A 14,605-nucleotide genomic window follows, 5' to 3' on the forward strand; every position below is an offset into this window, starting at 1 on the left:
TGGTCTTAATTCGGCTCAAGGGCGTCCTAACCCCTCGACCACGATCCGTGTTCAAATATGAACCGGCATCGGGTCTTCTTTTAACGCATTTTCCACTACCCAACTCCGACCCCCCTCGAACACATAGATGCGATGAACAAGCACCTGCACCCAATCCCCCGCCTGCAGCATTGGCTTCTCCAATGAACGATATGTTTTCAATATCATGTCGCCAACTTCAATCGCCACCATCCATTCACTCCCACGAAATTGGAGCGACCTCACGGTGCCGTGTATGCAGGCAGATGCCATTTTCAATTCACCAGGCAAGCCCACCTCAATATATTCAGGGCGAATCAATGCCTTGAATGCATCTCCGAGTTCCTGAAGCGTCTCCCGAACAGCCTGCGTCTCTAGTACAGCTTCTACAGGATCAACTGAATAAGGAATAGCCGTCTGAAGTGACGACGAGAGAGTCTCGAATCCCCGCAGGGAGTCCAGATCCGAAATAATCGTCGATTCTCCAATAAATTCAGCCACGAATGGAGTGTTCGGTGATTGGTAAATATCCCATGGTGTCCCTTTTTGCTCCATACTTCCCTGATTAATAATCATGATCTCGTCTGCAACTTCAATCGCTTCATCCTGATCATGGGTAACAAAGATGGAGGTAATGCCAACCCGTTCAATCAGTTCCCTCAGCCAGCTTCGCAGCTCCTTGCGAATCTTGGCATCAATTGCAGCGAATGGCTCATCCAACAGCAGCAGCTGTGGCTCAGGGGCCAATGCACGCGCGAAAGCTACACGCTGGCGCTGGCCTCCGGACAGCTGGTGCGGATATCTTCGCTCTATCCCAGACAACCCAGTTAGCTCGAGCAGCTCTGTAACTCGCTCACGGATGCGATCCTTGGGCCATTTCTGAATTGTCAGCCCAAAGGCAATGTTGTCATAGACGGTCATATGCTTGAACAACGCATATTGCTGGAATACGAAGCCGATGCCGCGCTGCTGGGGCGGGATTTCATTGACCCGATTCCCTTGGAATCGAATTTCACCGCTGTCTGGCTGCTCTAGGCCAGCTAGCATGCGCAGTACAGAAGTCTTCCCGCCACCGCTCGGTCCGAGCAAGCCGATAAGCTGACCTGCTTCAATGGAGAAGCTGACGTCGCGCACTGCATGATAGGAACCGAACCATTTGTTGAGCTGATTTACCTCAATATGCATCGTCAATGCACTCCTTTGCGTCCTGCGTGACGCTTCGCCCATTCCATGACGAGCAGCAGGATGATCGAACTGAATACAAGTACTAGGGCCAAGCTGCTGGCCGCCGTAATGTTGAAGTTCTCCACGTCTTGGTATACAAGTGTCGTTGCGGTCTGCGTCTTGTTCATAATATTGCCGGATACGACAAGAATGGCGCCAAATTCACCAAGGGAACGAGCTATGGTTAGAACGATTCCATAGAGCACTCCCCATCGTATGGATGGCCATGTTACCTTCCAGAAGGTAGTCCAATCATAAGCGCCAAGCATCGACGCAGCTTCTTCCTGCTGTGTCCCAATTTCCTGCAGGACGGGCACGACTTCTCGGATAAGCAGCGGGAATGTCACAAATAAGGTGGCAAGCACCATACCCGGGAACGCATATACGATTTGGACGCCCATGTTCGCAAATAACGTCCCCATAATCGTCTGCGGCCCTAACAAGAGTACAATCATAAATCCGCCTATAATCGGGGATACCGCAAAAGGGAGATCGATAATCGCATTGAGTAATCGTCGAACAAAACCATTTAACCAGCCCCCTCTTACAAGGACGATCGATAACCATACACCAAACACAACATTAAGCAGCGTCACAACGCCTACAACAGCTGCTGTAACTCCAAGTGCATGAAGCGACTCAGGCCGAAGCAGGGAGGCGAGGGCTGAACCCCAACCACCTTGGAAAGCTCCCAACAGCATTTGCAGTAATGGAGCAATAAGTAATGTAATAAATACAGCGTAAGTCAGAATGATAAGCAGCAACTGCAGCTTAGAGCGTGAGTGTGGGTGTGGATCATGTACAGCTGCTGAGGATTGCGAGGCAGTTAGCACTTGATGCGGTTCTTCTGAAGAATTGGGCTGATGATAAGGAGTATGCTTCATGACGATTTCCTCCGGTTCTGTATCCAATGAATCGCCCATAAGACTATGAATGATAAGGTCAACAATAAGACAGAAACGACTGCTGCCGATTGAGGGTGGTCACTTTCAATTTCACCGAAAATGTATACAGATGCAACGAGCGTCTTCCCCGGTATGTTCCCAGCGACGAGCACTACTGCTCCGAATTCAGCCATTGCCCGGGAGAAGGCAAGCATTGCACCACTCACAATGCCTGGCCTCATACGCGGCAGCGTAACACGAGTGAACGTGTACATACGGGACGCGCCAAGCGTATAAGAGGCTTCTTCTTCAGACAAGTCGGCCTCTTCCAAGAGCGGCTGAACTGCCCGAATGACGAAGGGAAAAGTGACGAAGACCATAGCAGCTACAATAGCGGGCTCTGCAAAAACGATTCTCCACCCCATAGATTCTGCCAATCTCCCAACGAAGCTTCCTGGCCCGAGCAGCAGCAGGATCATCAACCCGCCTACCGCGGTGGGCAGAGCGAATGGCAAGTCTACCAAGCTATTCAGCCAAGTTCGCCCGACGAAACGATAGCGGTGGAGCACCCAAGCCGACAATGTTCCGATGACAACGTTGATCGCCGTTGCAATGATCGCCAGACGGAACGTCAGCGCCACTGATTGCCATGCAAGAGGTTCCATGAGACTGTCTACAAATGTGCTCCAACCGCCATAGAACGATTGAGCATATATGCCGCCAAGTGGTACCACAACCAGCAAAAATACGTATAGAAGCAGTGTGGTTCGAAACCCCCACAACGCTCCACGATAGCGCAGTACTGCGTTCACCTTCGTCCCTCCATCTACGTAAACTCAACTCTTTATATCCATTATTCCAACTTCTTTACTTGGTAATGGTTTTCACCACTTTACCAAAAAATAGATGACACCGTCAATACAAAGATTGATTTATAACGCCCAATCTGTAAGTGAACCTTATGCAACTTATTCGAAACCCTTATGATAGGTGATAACCCAATTTCATGTGATATGGACGATGAAGCCGCCGTTTCGATTCGCCAGATGGAAGCACAAAAAAATCCGCCGATTGCATTTCCTGCATCAGACGGACTTTTCTTACATGTATTTCCACTTTTTGAATAAGGTGACTTTCTGTTGTTCGACATGCATCTGAATCCAATACCGCATCCCGCTATCTGAATCTTGAAATAGAAAGACTCCACGATCCTGGCCCTTCTCCGAAAGGATTCGAAGTGTTCGTTCATTCGCTTGCAATCGGTCTACAATAAAAGCTCGCGCCTTCACCTGAAGCTCTCCTGTACCGTCACCCCGTACATTCCCTTCTGCAGACGGCCTCAGAATGCCGAGCTTGTATAGCTCCCCCGTCTTCAGGTTCACTTCCCCATAGAAACCGCTTATGCCGCCCCGCCGCTGCTCCATTCCATTGATCGTACCAATAAAGGCAACATGTCCTTCATCCGACTTGGTATCCTCTTGGTTCGGAAAATATTTTGAAAACCCACATATCAGGTTCCATTCCTGATCATTGATCTGAACATCATACAGCTTGTACAGTCCTTCTTTCACAATAAGAAGAACCTTCTCTTTATTAATCGATTTCTCTTTGCCATAATCGGTTACGACTTGATTCACCTTGTCGTATGTATGCTGAACGGCTTGTCCGCATCCTGCCAACAGCCAGCTGATCGCCACGACCGCCAGCAGCAGTGCTGCCTTCTTCATCCTTCATCTACCCCGCTTCATCCCATCGGTATGGTTGGATTCTGCCTCTCTATTCCCCATACCTACTACTTTACATGAAGTTTGTAGAATGAGCATCTGAATCTGGTCACAATTCAGCTTACAATATTGTCATCTTCACCGTCTATTTGAAAGAGGAGGGGCGCCCAGGACATTGGACACCCTGTCATCGAGCAGGCCATTCAACTGTTCGTCACTTCTCTGCCTTGCAATTGCGCGACTTCCCGCTGAAGGCGGCGAACTTGTTGTTCAAGAATCGCAACACGCTGTTCCAAATTGATCCCTCCTGGAAAAGGAGGAAAAGGTTGCGTTGGCGGGAGAGGCGGTGGCGGCGGAAATGGAAATGTCCCCCCTCCACCCACAGGGAATCGAAGCACTTGCCCCACATATACAACATCCATATTCGTTAATTGATTCGCTTGAATGAGGGAAGACACCGGAACCCCATTCCGATTTGCAATCGTGAACAAGGAATCTCCAGGCTGTACTATATACTCAATCATGAAGACACACTCCTATCGAAGTATTGGCATGAGTGTACACCATAAGATGGAGATGTTTTATCCTAATGACCTGTGCATGTAAGTACAAGTCACTGTATTGCTTTAACATAAAAAAGCCCCCTTACGTCTAATCGCCTTTCACACACATGCCGATAACCCGAAGCTGGGCTATCGTCACTATATGTGCAGGAGAACAGAAACGTGAGAAGAGCTTTTTTATATCGATTTATCATTGAAATAAGAATGCAAGTGACTATGCCGTCTGTGCTGACTCCAGCGTTCTGCGGCATAAGAAGCGAACGTGAGCTAGCGCCGCCGGCTTCACCTCATCAAAGGTGACTTGATCTTGAATGTAAAAGGAGATGAATCCATGCATGGCAAGAAAAATGCTTCGTGGGATATTATGTCGTTCCTGCTCGGTATGAATGCTGCTCACGAGCGTCTGTCTCACAATCGTCGAGAACAATTCCAAGCAACGACCTTGTTCTGAGCGGGCATACGCGAGCAATTCTTCATCCCGCGTCATAAACATAATTTCATAGTGGTGCGGCTGCTCGAGACCGAAGCGGATGAATTCTAGCATCACCTGCTCCATCTTGGACAACCCATCGGAAGGAGCCTGAACCATAACACGTTCGAACAGCCGTCCCAAACGCTTGAAATCTTCCTGTACGAGCGCGTAGAACAGTTCCGCTTTGTCTTTGAAATGATAATAAAGCGATCCGTGGCTATACCCTAATTGTTGGCCGATACTTCGCATGGAGATAGCGCGGTATCCTTTCGTGACAAACAAGTGGCGCGCCACTTCCAAGATTCGCTCTCGCGATAGCTCTTGATCCACTGCTTTTCTTGGCATAGAGGTTGTTCTCCTTATTCCCCTTCGATATAGTAAATAGAATCTCCCTTCCGAATAACGGCTTGACCTTGCGTCAAATCCGTAATCCACGCCATAAACCGCTCTGTTTCCGACACAACAGGCAAACACGTCAATGTCACTTTGTCGGTAAATTGCGTTTCTCCCATCCTCGTCTCTCTATTTCGCAATTCATTCTCAAGCTTGCCAAGCCAAGTATAATCGATTTCTACAAAAACCTCTTGATGCAGCACCTTCACAATCGCATCTGCCGCTTCAATCGCTGCAACAGCTCCATCTGTATAGGCCCGAATCAAGCCACCTGCCCCAAGCAGAATACCCCCGAAATAGCGTGTAACGACAATGGCGGTATTTTTCAGCCCTTGATTCTTCATCACTTCCAGAATGGGTTTGCCTGCCGTGCCGCTTGGCTCTCCGTCGTCAGATGCCTTCTGAATCTCATCCCGCTCGCCAATGACGTAGGCGGAACAATTGTGTGTAGCGTTCCAGTGCTGTTTCTTGATTTCTTCTATAAAAGCAATCGCTTCTTCCTCGTTGGCAACTGGCTTGCCATAACCGATAAAGCGCGACTTCTTGATGACGATCTCCTTGCTGCCAAATTGGCGCAACGTCTTATATTGTTCTAGCATGAAGATTCACCTTCCGAGATTGCCAAGAAAGCAGCCCCCCATGTTGGAGAACTGCTTTCACGGCTTGTTGCCTATCTAAGCTGTTAACTCTTGCCGCCCGCTTATTCGGACAATCTTGCTTCCAATTCCGCTTTTTGGACTTCGAATCCTGGTTTGCCGAGCAAGGCGAACATATTTTTCTTGTATGCTTCCACACCAGGCTGATCGAACGGATTCACTCCGAGCAGATAGCCGCTGATGCCGCATGCTTTTTCAAAGAAGTATACCAAATATCCGAACGAATATGGCGTCATGTCTGGAATCGTCACGACCAAGTTCGGTACATTACCGTCTGTATGTGCCAGCAAAGTGCCTTGGAATGCCTTCTTATTCACGAAGTCGACTGTCTTGCCTGCGAGGAAATTCAAGCCGTCCAAATCATCAGCATCTTCTTCAATCGTGATGTGATGCTTCACTTCTTCTACTTGAATAACCGTCTCGAACAGGTTGCGAGTTCCTTCTTGAATGAACTGCCCCATCGAGTGAAGGTCAGTCGAGAAGTCAACGGAGGATGGATAGATCCCTTTGTTGTCTTTCCCTTCGCTCTCGCCGAACAACTGCTTCCACCATTCCGACACATAGTGAAGGGATGGCTCGTAGTTCACGAGAATTTCTGTTGTCTTGCCCTTACGATACAGCGCATTGCGTGCTGCTGCGTATTGATAGCTGAGGTTCTCTTCGACGTTCGGATTGCTGAACTCTTCCGAAGCATCTCGAGCACCTTGCATCATCTCGTCAATATCAATGCCAGCGACTGCGATTGGCAATAGACCAACCGGCGTCAATACGGAGTAGCGGCCGCCTACATCATCTGGAATGATGAATGTCTCGTAGCCTTCTGCCGTTGCCAGCGTCTTCAGTGCGCCCTTCTCACGATCCGTAGTAGCAAAGATACGATTCTTCGCTTCTTCCTTGCCATATTTCTTCTCGAGCAGGTCTTTGAAGATACGGAATGCGATTGCTGGCTCCGTTGTTGTACCCGACTTGGAGATAACATTGATTGAGAAGTCCTTGCCTTCAATCAATTGCATCAGATGCGTCATATAAGTCGAGCTGATGTTGTTGCCTGCGAAGTAAATCTCAGGCGTGTTGCGCTTGTCCTTCGGAAGCATGTTGTAGAAGGAATGGCTCAACATTTCAATCGCTGCACGAGCGCCCAAATAGGAGCCGCCAATCCCGATAACAATAAGCACTTCAGAATTCGATTGAATGCGCTTAGCTGCTGCTTGAATGCGCGCAAATTCTTCTTTATCGTAAGCGGAAGGTAGATCAATCCAGCCTAGGTAATCGGAACCTGCTCCTGACTTATTATGTAATTGCTCATGCGCTAAGCGAATGGGCTCTTTAAAATAATCAATTTCATGCTGACTTACGAACGTCAACGCCTTGCTGTAATCAAAGTGCACTTTTTTTGCCATCGTACACCCTCCTCGAGTATTGGTTGACTTTGCCACTTTAACCCACGAAAATCAATATAGTCATAGGATACTGGATTTTGGACGGAAACACAAGGGAACGCGTTTCATTGAACTGGATTCCACGATAAAATAAATTTATAACATTGCATAAATTTGCATATGAATACGCTATCACCATCTTTCTCTGCTGCTTTGTTTGCTTGATTGCTTGTCTCCGCCACTGACAAATATGGTACACTAACATCATCGAAATCATGCGAATCATTCACAGTGCGAGAGGATGAGAGACAATGAAGGCAGCAGTACTTGGATTAGGCACGATGGGCGCGCCAATGGCAGCCAATCTGCTTAGCAAAGGATTCGAAGTAGCCGTATACAATCGTTCCACAGATAAGACCGTTCCATTAGTTGAGCAAGGTGCGACTGCCGTACATCTACCGCGTGAGGCCGCAGCACAATCCGATGTCGTAATTACCATGGTTAGTGATGATTCCTCCATAGAAGCGATCTATTACGGAGAAGACGGGGTGCTCGCAGCCGTTCGCTCTGGTCATATCGTAATTGACTGCAGCACCATATCTCCTTCTCTGGTTCAACAGCTCGCAGCAGCCTGCGCCGAGCGGGGAGCCCAGTTCCTTGATGCTCCTGTAACGGGCAGCAAGCCTGCAGCCGTCGATGGAACACTTGTCTTTATGGTCGGCGGTGAAGAGACCGCCCTGCAACAAGCTATGCCCGTGTTGGAAGCAATGGGACGAATGATCGTTCATATGGGCCCTAATGGCAGCGGCTCCATCACGAAGCTGGCCCACAATACAATTGTCGGTATTAACAATGCCGCTCTGGCAGAAGGGTTTGCAATGGTATCCAAGGCAGGCGTAAATCCCGAGGCATTCCTTCAGGTTGTGCGCAACGGCAGTGCAGGCAGTAAGGCAGCTGAACTGAAAGGTGAGAAGATTATTGCAGGCAACTTCGACAATCAATTCTCCCTGCAGTTAATGTTGAAGGACTTGAAGCTCGCTTCCGTGCTGACTGACACGATACAGTCTCCGACACCTATGCTGGAGGTTGCCAAGAGTTTGTTCCAAATGGGCCAAACGGCAGGCTTTGGGGAAGAGGATTTATGTTCACTTGTGAAAATCTACGAGCAATGGATTGGTCACCCGATCGGACAAAGCAAGAACAACGAGTAGGATAAGCCTAATTCTAAGATGATTTATATACCAAGGGAGTGCACGGAATACACCGACACTCCCTTTCATTATTCGTTTCAATTTCAATACTCACGATAAAGCCCAATAAAATTATTCACTAATAAGCTTTTCATCTTCACTACTGCATTTTCTGTATTGTCAGACGGTCTCTTTCTACGAAACCTGCAGACCTTGTATGATAAGCTTTTTTTGTGAAAACAGAGCGTTCACTTGCATAATGAGCTTTTCTCTATGAAGCTGTATATGAGCTATCCGAAGGATTCTGAGCTTGGGAAGCTTGCTTGGACGCTTTGGCATTCCTTACGATTCGAGAGAGCGAAAATACAGCTAATGCAATCCATATCAAGGCGAATGCAAGAAACTGTGGAGCCGTAAATTCTTCCCCGAACACAAACAAGCCAAGCAGCAACATGATCGTAGGTGCAATATATTGCAGGAAGCCTACAAGGGTAAATGATATTCGCTTCGCACCTGTAGCGAATAATAGCAGCGGTATTGCCGTTACAATTCCCGCTCCCATTAGCAGCATGATTATAGACGCTTCTTTATCCCACAGCGGGATCCCATTAGGATTGAAGAAGAAAAGAAATACGAGCGCAAACGGCGTCATGATTAAAGTTTCCACCGTTAACCCTGTCCATGGGCCTACAGATACCTTCTTCTTAATGAGTCCATAACAACTGAATGTTGTCGCGAGCGTCAACGCTGCCCAAGGAAAGCTGCCGTAATATACGGTCAGGCATATAACCCCTGCTGCTGCGATGCCAACTGCTGACCACTCCGTCTTCGTCAACCGCTCCTTCAGGAAAAATGTCGCGAGAAAGACATTAAGCAAAGGGTTGATATAATATCCAAGGCTTGCTTCCACTACATGCGCACTTTCCACAGCAAAAATATAAACGAGCCAGTTGATGCTAATTACAACGGAAGCCACAATGATACTTATAGCTTGTTTCTTATGGGTGAGCAGCTGCTTGATTTCTGCCATAGTGGACTTCCACTTCCCCAGCAATGCCAACAGGACAATCATGAATACTAATGACCAAATAATCCGATGAGCCAATACCTCTGCTGCTGGCACAGAGCCGAGCAGCTTCCAATAGATCGGAAGGAAGCCCCAAATAATATAGGACAGCCCGGCGGCTGCAATACCGGTCGCATAATGATTTTGCTTCTGTTTCACTCGTTTACTCCTCGCCCTATCCTAAATGATTTAATATATAAATTTTATTATATCAGTTCAGACCCAATATTAGGATGATATTTACAGATAAAATAGATCACAACACGAACAAGGCCGCTACAACAGGGGACTTCCATCTCTGGTACCCGTTAAGCGGCCTTGTTCATTGCCGAGCCCCCTCGCCTGAATCGGCTAGAGAACGCACTTATTCTTATTTGCACCTAAATAGGAGTGAATCGAATCTTCCCCTATTCAGTGATTTGCTGCATTCGTTTCGTGTATTACAGCAATGCCTTTACACGACTCACTACGTTTTCAACGGTGAAGCCGTACTCGCTGATGACACGGTCTCCAGGAGCGGAAGCGCCAAATGTGGAGATACCAATGATGTCGCCTTGGTCTCCTACATAACGTTCCCAACCAAATGGTGAAGCCATCTCGATTGCAAGACGAGCCTTCACATCTGGAAGCAATACGGAGTCTTTATACTCCTTCGATTGCTTCTCGAACAGATCCCAGCTTGGCATGCTGACAACACGTACTTGAATGCCCTCTTCAGCCAATGCTTCTTGAGCGCGAATCGCCAATTGAACTTCAGAGCCTGTCGCAATGATTTGCGCTTGAGGCTTGCCGTCTTTCGCATCGGACACAACATAAGCTCCGCGAGCAACACCTTCGCGGGAAGCTGCTACGCCGCCTTCCAAGATAGGCAGGTTCTGACGTGTAAGCACAAGCACGACTGGGTTAGATTGGTTCTGTAATGTGTATGCCCATGCAGCGGATGTCTCATTCGCATCTGCTGGACGGATTACTGTTACGTTCGGGATGATACGTACAGACGCAAGCTGTTCGATAGGCTCATGAGTAGGGCCGTCTTCCCCAACTGCAATACTGTCATGCGTCAATACATATGTGACTGGTAATCCCATCAATGCAGACAAGCGAACAGCAGGCCGCAGGTAATCCGTAAATACGAAGAACGTACCACCGAACACCTTCACACCACTATGCAATGCCATACCGTTCATTGCCGCCGCCATTGCAAATTCACGCACACCGAAGTAAATGTTGCGGCCGTCGTATTGACCCGGACGGAACGCAGTCAGATCATTCAGGTGTGTCATTGTGGAGCTTTCCAAGTCAGCAGAACCGCCTGTCAGGTTCGGAACGTTCTTCGCAAGACCGTTCAAGGCATTTCCAGATGCGACGCGGGTGGACAATGCTTTGTCTCCTGCTGCATATGCCGGAAGATCCTTATCCCATCCCTCAGGAAGCTGTCCGCTAATTGCAGTTTCGAATTGCTTCGCAAGCTCAGGGTAAGCAGCTTGATAAGCTTGGAACATCTTATTCCACTCTTCGTTCGCCTGAATGCCCTTCTGCTTCACATTTGTATCGAAGTGGTTGTATACCTCTTCAGGTACGAAGAAGTCCTCGTGTCCCCACTTATAGAATTCCTTCGTCAGCTTCGCCTCATCAGCGCCGAGTGGAGAACCGTGTGTACCTCCATGTCCGCCCTTGCCTTGCTTGTTCGGGCTTCCGTATCCGATTACGGTCTTCACTTCGATCAATGTCGGCTTGCTGGAATCCTGCTTCGACTTCTCAACCGCTTGCGCAATTGCAGCAAGATCGTTGCCGTCTTCAACAAGCAGCGTGTTCCAGCCATAAGCCTCGTAGCGCTGACGCACGTTCTCGCTGAAGGACAGACCGGATTCGCCATCCAACGTAATATCGTTCGAATCGTATAATACGACTAATTTACCTAATTTCAAGTGACCTGCAAGCGATGCTGCTTCACTAGCAACACCTTCCATCATATCTCCATCACCACAAATAACAAACGTATGATGATCGACAACGGAATAGCCGTCACGATTATATGTTGCACCCAGTTGTGCTTCTGCCATAGCCATACCTACAGCCATTGCAATCCCTTGTCCGAGTGGACCTGTCGTTGCATCTACACCAGCTGTATGCCCGAACTCCGGATGACCTGGAGTTTTGCTTCCCCATTGGCGGAAATTCTTGATTTCTTCCATAGGAAGGTCATATCCGCTGAGGTGAAGAAGGCTGTACAGCAGCATGGAACCATGTCCAGCGGAAAGAACGAAACGGTCGCGGTTAATCCATGTTGGATTGGTCGGATTGTGCGTCATCGCCTTCGCAAACAGATGGTATCCCATTGGAGCAGCACCCATTGGCATGCCCGGGTGACCGGATTTCGCTTTTTCAATCGCATCAATGGCAAGTGTTCGAATCGCTGCCACCGATAGCGCGTCAATATTCATTTGGTTTGCAGTCATTGCTGATTTCCTCCTTGTCCCTACTCATCACAAGCTGAAAGCTATACAGAACAAATGAAATTGCGTAACTACCAAGCTTGTACGCTGTGCTCTATTTTGCATTCATTGTACCATTACTAGCCCATTCGATGCTACTTTAACGTGTGAAAAGCTATGGATATCAAGATCTAGTATAACCGAACTTCATGCTCAACTTAACAGCGGGATTATATAGTGATGTTCATTCCCTAACCAGAGCAATTAAATAAAGCTGTTCCAGCCGCAGATTCAACTGCAAGCCGGAGACAGCCAGTATACCATCATTTTAATTAAACACAACCGTTTTGTTCTGATAAACGAGGATTCGATCCTCAATATGCCAATGCACAGCACGAGCAAGGACGACACGCTCAATCGTTCTGCCGATACGCTTCAGTTCATCCACATCCGCACGATGCGTTACGCGCTGAACGTCTTGTTCGATGATCGGCCCGCCATCAAGCTCCTCCGTTACATAATGGCCTGTTGCTCCAATCAGCTTCACGCCGCGGGTGTAAGCCTGTTGATACGGCTTGCCGCCAACAAATGCCGGTAGGAACGAATGATGAATATTAATAATTCGATTCGGATATTTCTCAATAAACTTCGGCGAAATAATTTGCATATAGCGAGCTAATACGATCAGGTCAGCCTTGCCTTCAACTGCTTCAAGCTGTTGGCGTTCAGCCTCTGACTTGTTGCCTGATGTTACTGGAATATGAACATACGGAATTCCGAAGGACTCTACATATTCACGCATATCCGGGTGATTGCTCACCACCATCGCGATTTCAGCATCGAGATCGCCTGCTTGCCATTGCCAGAGCAACTCAACTAGACAATGATCCTCTTTCGAGACAAAGATTGCAATTCGTTTCTTCTTGCTTACGCAAGAAATTCTCCACTGCATCTTAAATTCCGAAGCAATAGACTCGAATTCAGCCTGCAGCTGCGGCAGCTTCTCATCAAGCTGCTCCATGTCGAATTCAATGCGCATGAAGAACATGCCGCCCTCTGGATCCATTGTATATTGATCGGACTGGACAATATTCGCTCCATGTTCATATAGAAATTTAGATACAGCAGAGACGATACCAGCTCGGTCCGGGCAAGAAATTAACATCCGTGCGCGATTGCGGGCTTGTTCCCCAGCCTGCTGAAGGGCATGAACCATCGTGTGTTGGTGCGTCATCTTTGTTTCTCCTCCATGAATTAGCGTTGCTTTCTGCAAATCTTACATAGATTCCCCATTATGATTCCAACTGTATCCCATGCTATCTTCATTCATTCCTAAATTATACGTACAACCTACTTGTATCCTTCGGATGCTTGGCTTCTGCAGCGACTTAATCTCGCGTACAAGTTAAATAGCAGCTTATTTCCAAGCAGCTTGTCCAGCCAAGCAAACAGTCAGACGCTGATTAATCTCTTCCTCATTCAATTCAGGGAACAGGTTGGCTTCAGCAACCATATCATAGAGACGTTCCATCGGCTCGCGCGGATCTGCCTTTCTTGCTTTTGCATCCTTCTTGATAACATCCCATGTCGTCAATACGTAATCACGAGGGGATACATCCTGCTCTTTGAAGAAATGCTCAAGGCGCTCCACATCAGGGATAAAGCTTGCACCGAAACGCTTGTCTACATCACCGCGTAGAAGGGCGATTTCCGCTTCATACATCGGACGCTGCTTCTTCGCGTCCTTCCCGATCCACGGTGTCTCCAGAATAAATGGACGGCCAGCAAGCCCTTCATGATGCACGAGGCGTTGAATCGCTTCAAAGCCAAGCATTCCTGCACCGATTGGTGCATGGCGGTCTTTACCGGCTCCAAGTGGATTTTTGCTATCATTAATATGAACAACGGCGATACGATTCAGTCCAACAGTACGATCGAAATGCTCTAATACACCATCAAGATCATTGATGAGATCGTAACCCGCATCATGAGTATGGCATGTGTCAAAACATACAGTTAGGCGATGATTATCCTCAACCTTCTCAATAATCGAGGCAATTTCCTCGAAGCTCCGGCCAATCTCTGTCCCTTTACCGGCCATCGTCTCCAGAGCGATATTGACGTCCGTATCTTTCGTATTGCTCAGTACCTCGTTCAAGCCCTCTGCGATCCGGTTGATGCCGAACTCAGCATCTTTGTCGGTATAAGCACCTGGGTGAAGAACGATATTTTTCACACCGATGCAGTCTGTGCGGCGAATTTCTTCCTGGAGGAAATTAACGGCCAGCTCAAACGTATCCGGCTTGTACGATCCAAGGTTAATAATATACGGCGCATGCACCACAATTTCACCGATGCCGTGCTTCTCCATCAATTCCTTGCCCTCTTCAATATATAGCGATTCAATCGGCTTACGACGCGTATTCTGCGGCGCCCCAGTATATATCATGAATGAGCTTGACCCGTAAGACAAAGCTTCCTTTGTAGCAGTCAACAGCCCTTTATCGGAAAACGAAACGTGTGATCCAATTTTCAACATGTAATTGCTCCTTTCAAAATCATTTCCCCTTATTCTACAAGGATTATCGAAATAATGCTAGG

The 14,605-nt window shown here is 47.9% G+C and carries 13 protein-coding genes; 1 reads left to right on the top strand and 12 read right to left on the bottom strand.

Annotated elements, in window-relative coordinates; translation table 11 throughout:
* Positions 1-51: 51 nt before the first annotated feature.
* From cysA to BLS15_RS02040, 8 genes are all read right to left on the bottom strand, one after another.
* Complete coding sequence (cysA, locus tag BLS15_RS02005) at positions 52-1,203, bottom strand: sulfate/molybdate ABC transporter ATP-binding protein (protein WP_021256365.1); 1,152 nt, start codon at positions 1,201-1,203, stop codon at positions 52-54.
* 2 nt (positions 1,204-1,205) lie between these two features.
* Positions 1,206-2,012 (bottom strand): sulfate ABC transporter permease subunit, encoded by an 807-nt coding sequence (locus BLS15_RS02010; protein ID WP_028531701.1) that lies wholly within the window; start codon positions 2,010-2,012, stop codon positions 1,206-1,208.
* Between the two features lie 110 nt (positions 2,013-2,122).
* Positions 2,123-2,938, bottom strand: coding sequence for a sulfate ABC transporter permease subunit CysT (gene cysT / locus BLS15_RS02015; protein ID WP_021256367.1), 816 nt, complete (start codon positions 2,936-2,938; stop codon positions 2,123-2,125).
* 288 nt (positions 2,939-3,226) lie between these two features.
* The gene (locus BLS15_RS02020) at positions 3,227-3,853 is read right to left on the bottom strand and encodes a hypothetical protein (protein ID WP_021256368.1); all 627 of its coding nucleotides are present in this window, start codon (positions 3,851-3,853) and stop codon (positions 3,227-3,229) included.
* A gap of 200 nt (positions 3,854-4,053) precedes the next feature.
* Positions 4,054-4,374 carry a LysM peptidoglycan-binding domain-containing protein gene (locus BLS15_RS02025; protein ID WP_090509636.1) on the bottom strand — a complete coding sequence of 107 codons (321 nt, stop codon included), beginning with the start codon at positions 4,372-4,374 and terminating at the stop codon, positions 4,054-4,056.
* Positions 4,375-4,627: 253 nt separating this feature from the next.
* Positions 4,628-5,230, bottom strand: coding sequence for a TetR/AcrR family transcriptional regulator (locus BLS15_RS02030; protein ID WP_021256370.1), 603 nt, complete (start codon positions 5,228-5,230; stop codon positions 4,628-4,630).
* Positions 5,231-5,244: 14 nt separating this feature from the next.
* Positions 5,245-5,877 (bottom strand): YigZ family protein, encoded by a 633-nt coding sequence (locus tag BLS15_RS02035; protein WP_028531700.1) that lies wholly within the window; start codon positions 5,875-5,877, stop codon positions 5,245-5,247.
* Between the two features lie 101 nt (positions 5,878-5,978).
* Entirely contained in the window at positions 5,979-7,334 is a 1,356-nt protein-coding gene (locus tag BLS15_RS02040; protein ID WP_021256372.1) for a glucose-6-phosphate isomerase, read from the bottom strand.
* Positions 7,335-7,624: 290 nt separating this feature from the next.
* Between BLS15_RS02040 and BLS15_RS02045 the strand changes: the two genes are divergently transcribed.
* A complete protein-coding gene (locus BLS15_RS02045) occupies positions 7,625-8,524 on the top strand; it encodes an NAD(P)-dependent oxidoreductase (protein WP_028531699.1) in 900 nt (299 codons plus the stop codon).
* A 250-nt stretch (positions 8,525-8,774) separates the two neighbouring features.
* On the opposite strand, the gene rarD is transcribed toward BLS15_RS02045, so the two are convergent.
* The 4 genes from rarD to BLS15_RS02065 form a co-directional block, all read right to left on the bottom strand.
* Positions 8,775-9,728: an EamA family transporter RarD gene (rarD, locus tag BLS15_RS02050; RefSeq protein WP_028531698.1), complete on the bottom strand. Its 954-nt coding sequence runs from the start codon at positions 9,726-9,728 to the stop codon at positions 8,775-8,777.
* Between the two features lie 281 nt (positions 9,729-10,009).
* On the bottom strand, positions 10,010-12,028 hold the full coding sequence (gene tkt / locus BLS15_RS02055) for a transketolase (RefSeq protein WP_028531697.1): 2,019 nt from the start codon (positions 12,026-12,028) through the stop codon (positions 10,010-10,012).
* A 304-nt stretch (positions 12,029-12,332) separates the two neighbouring features.
* Positions 12,333-13,238, bottom strand: coding sequence for a formyltetrahydrofolate deformylase (purU, locus tag BLS15_RS02060; RefSeq protein WP_090509640.1), 906 nt, complete (start codon positions 13,236-13,238; stop codon positions 12,333-12,335).
* Positions 13,239-13,421: 183 nt separating this feature from the next.
* A complete protein-coding gene (locus BLS15_RS02065; protein ID WP_090509643.1) occupies positions 13,422-14,543 on the bottom strand; it encodes a deoxyribonuclease IV in 1,122 nt (373 codons plus the stop codon).
* Positions 14,544-14,605 lie beyond the last annotated feature (62 nt).

Origin of the sequence: Paenibacillus sp. cl6col (genome assembly GCF_900102125.1) — a bacterium.
Classification (GTDB): domain Bacteria; phylum Bacillota; class Bacilli; order Paenibacillales; family Paenibacillaceae; genus Paenibacillus_B; species Paenibacillus_B suaedae.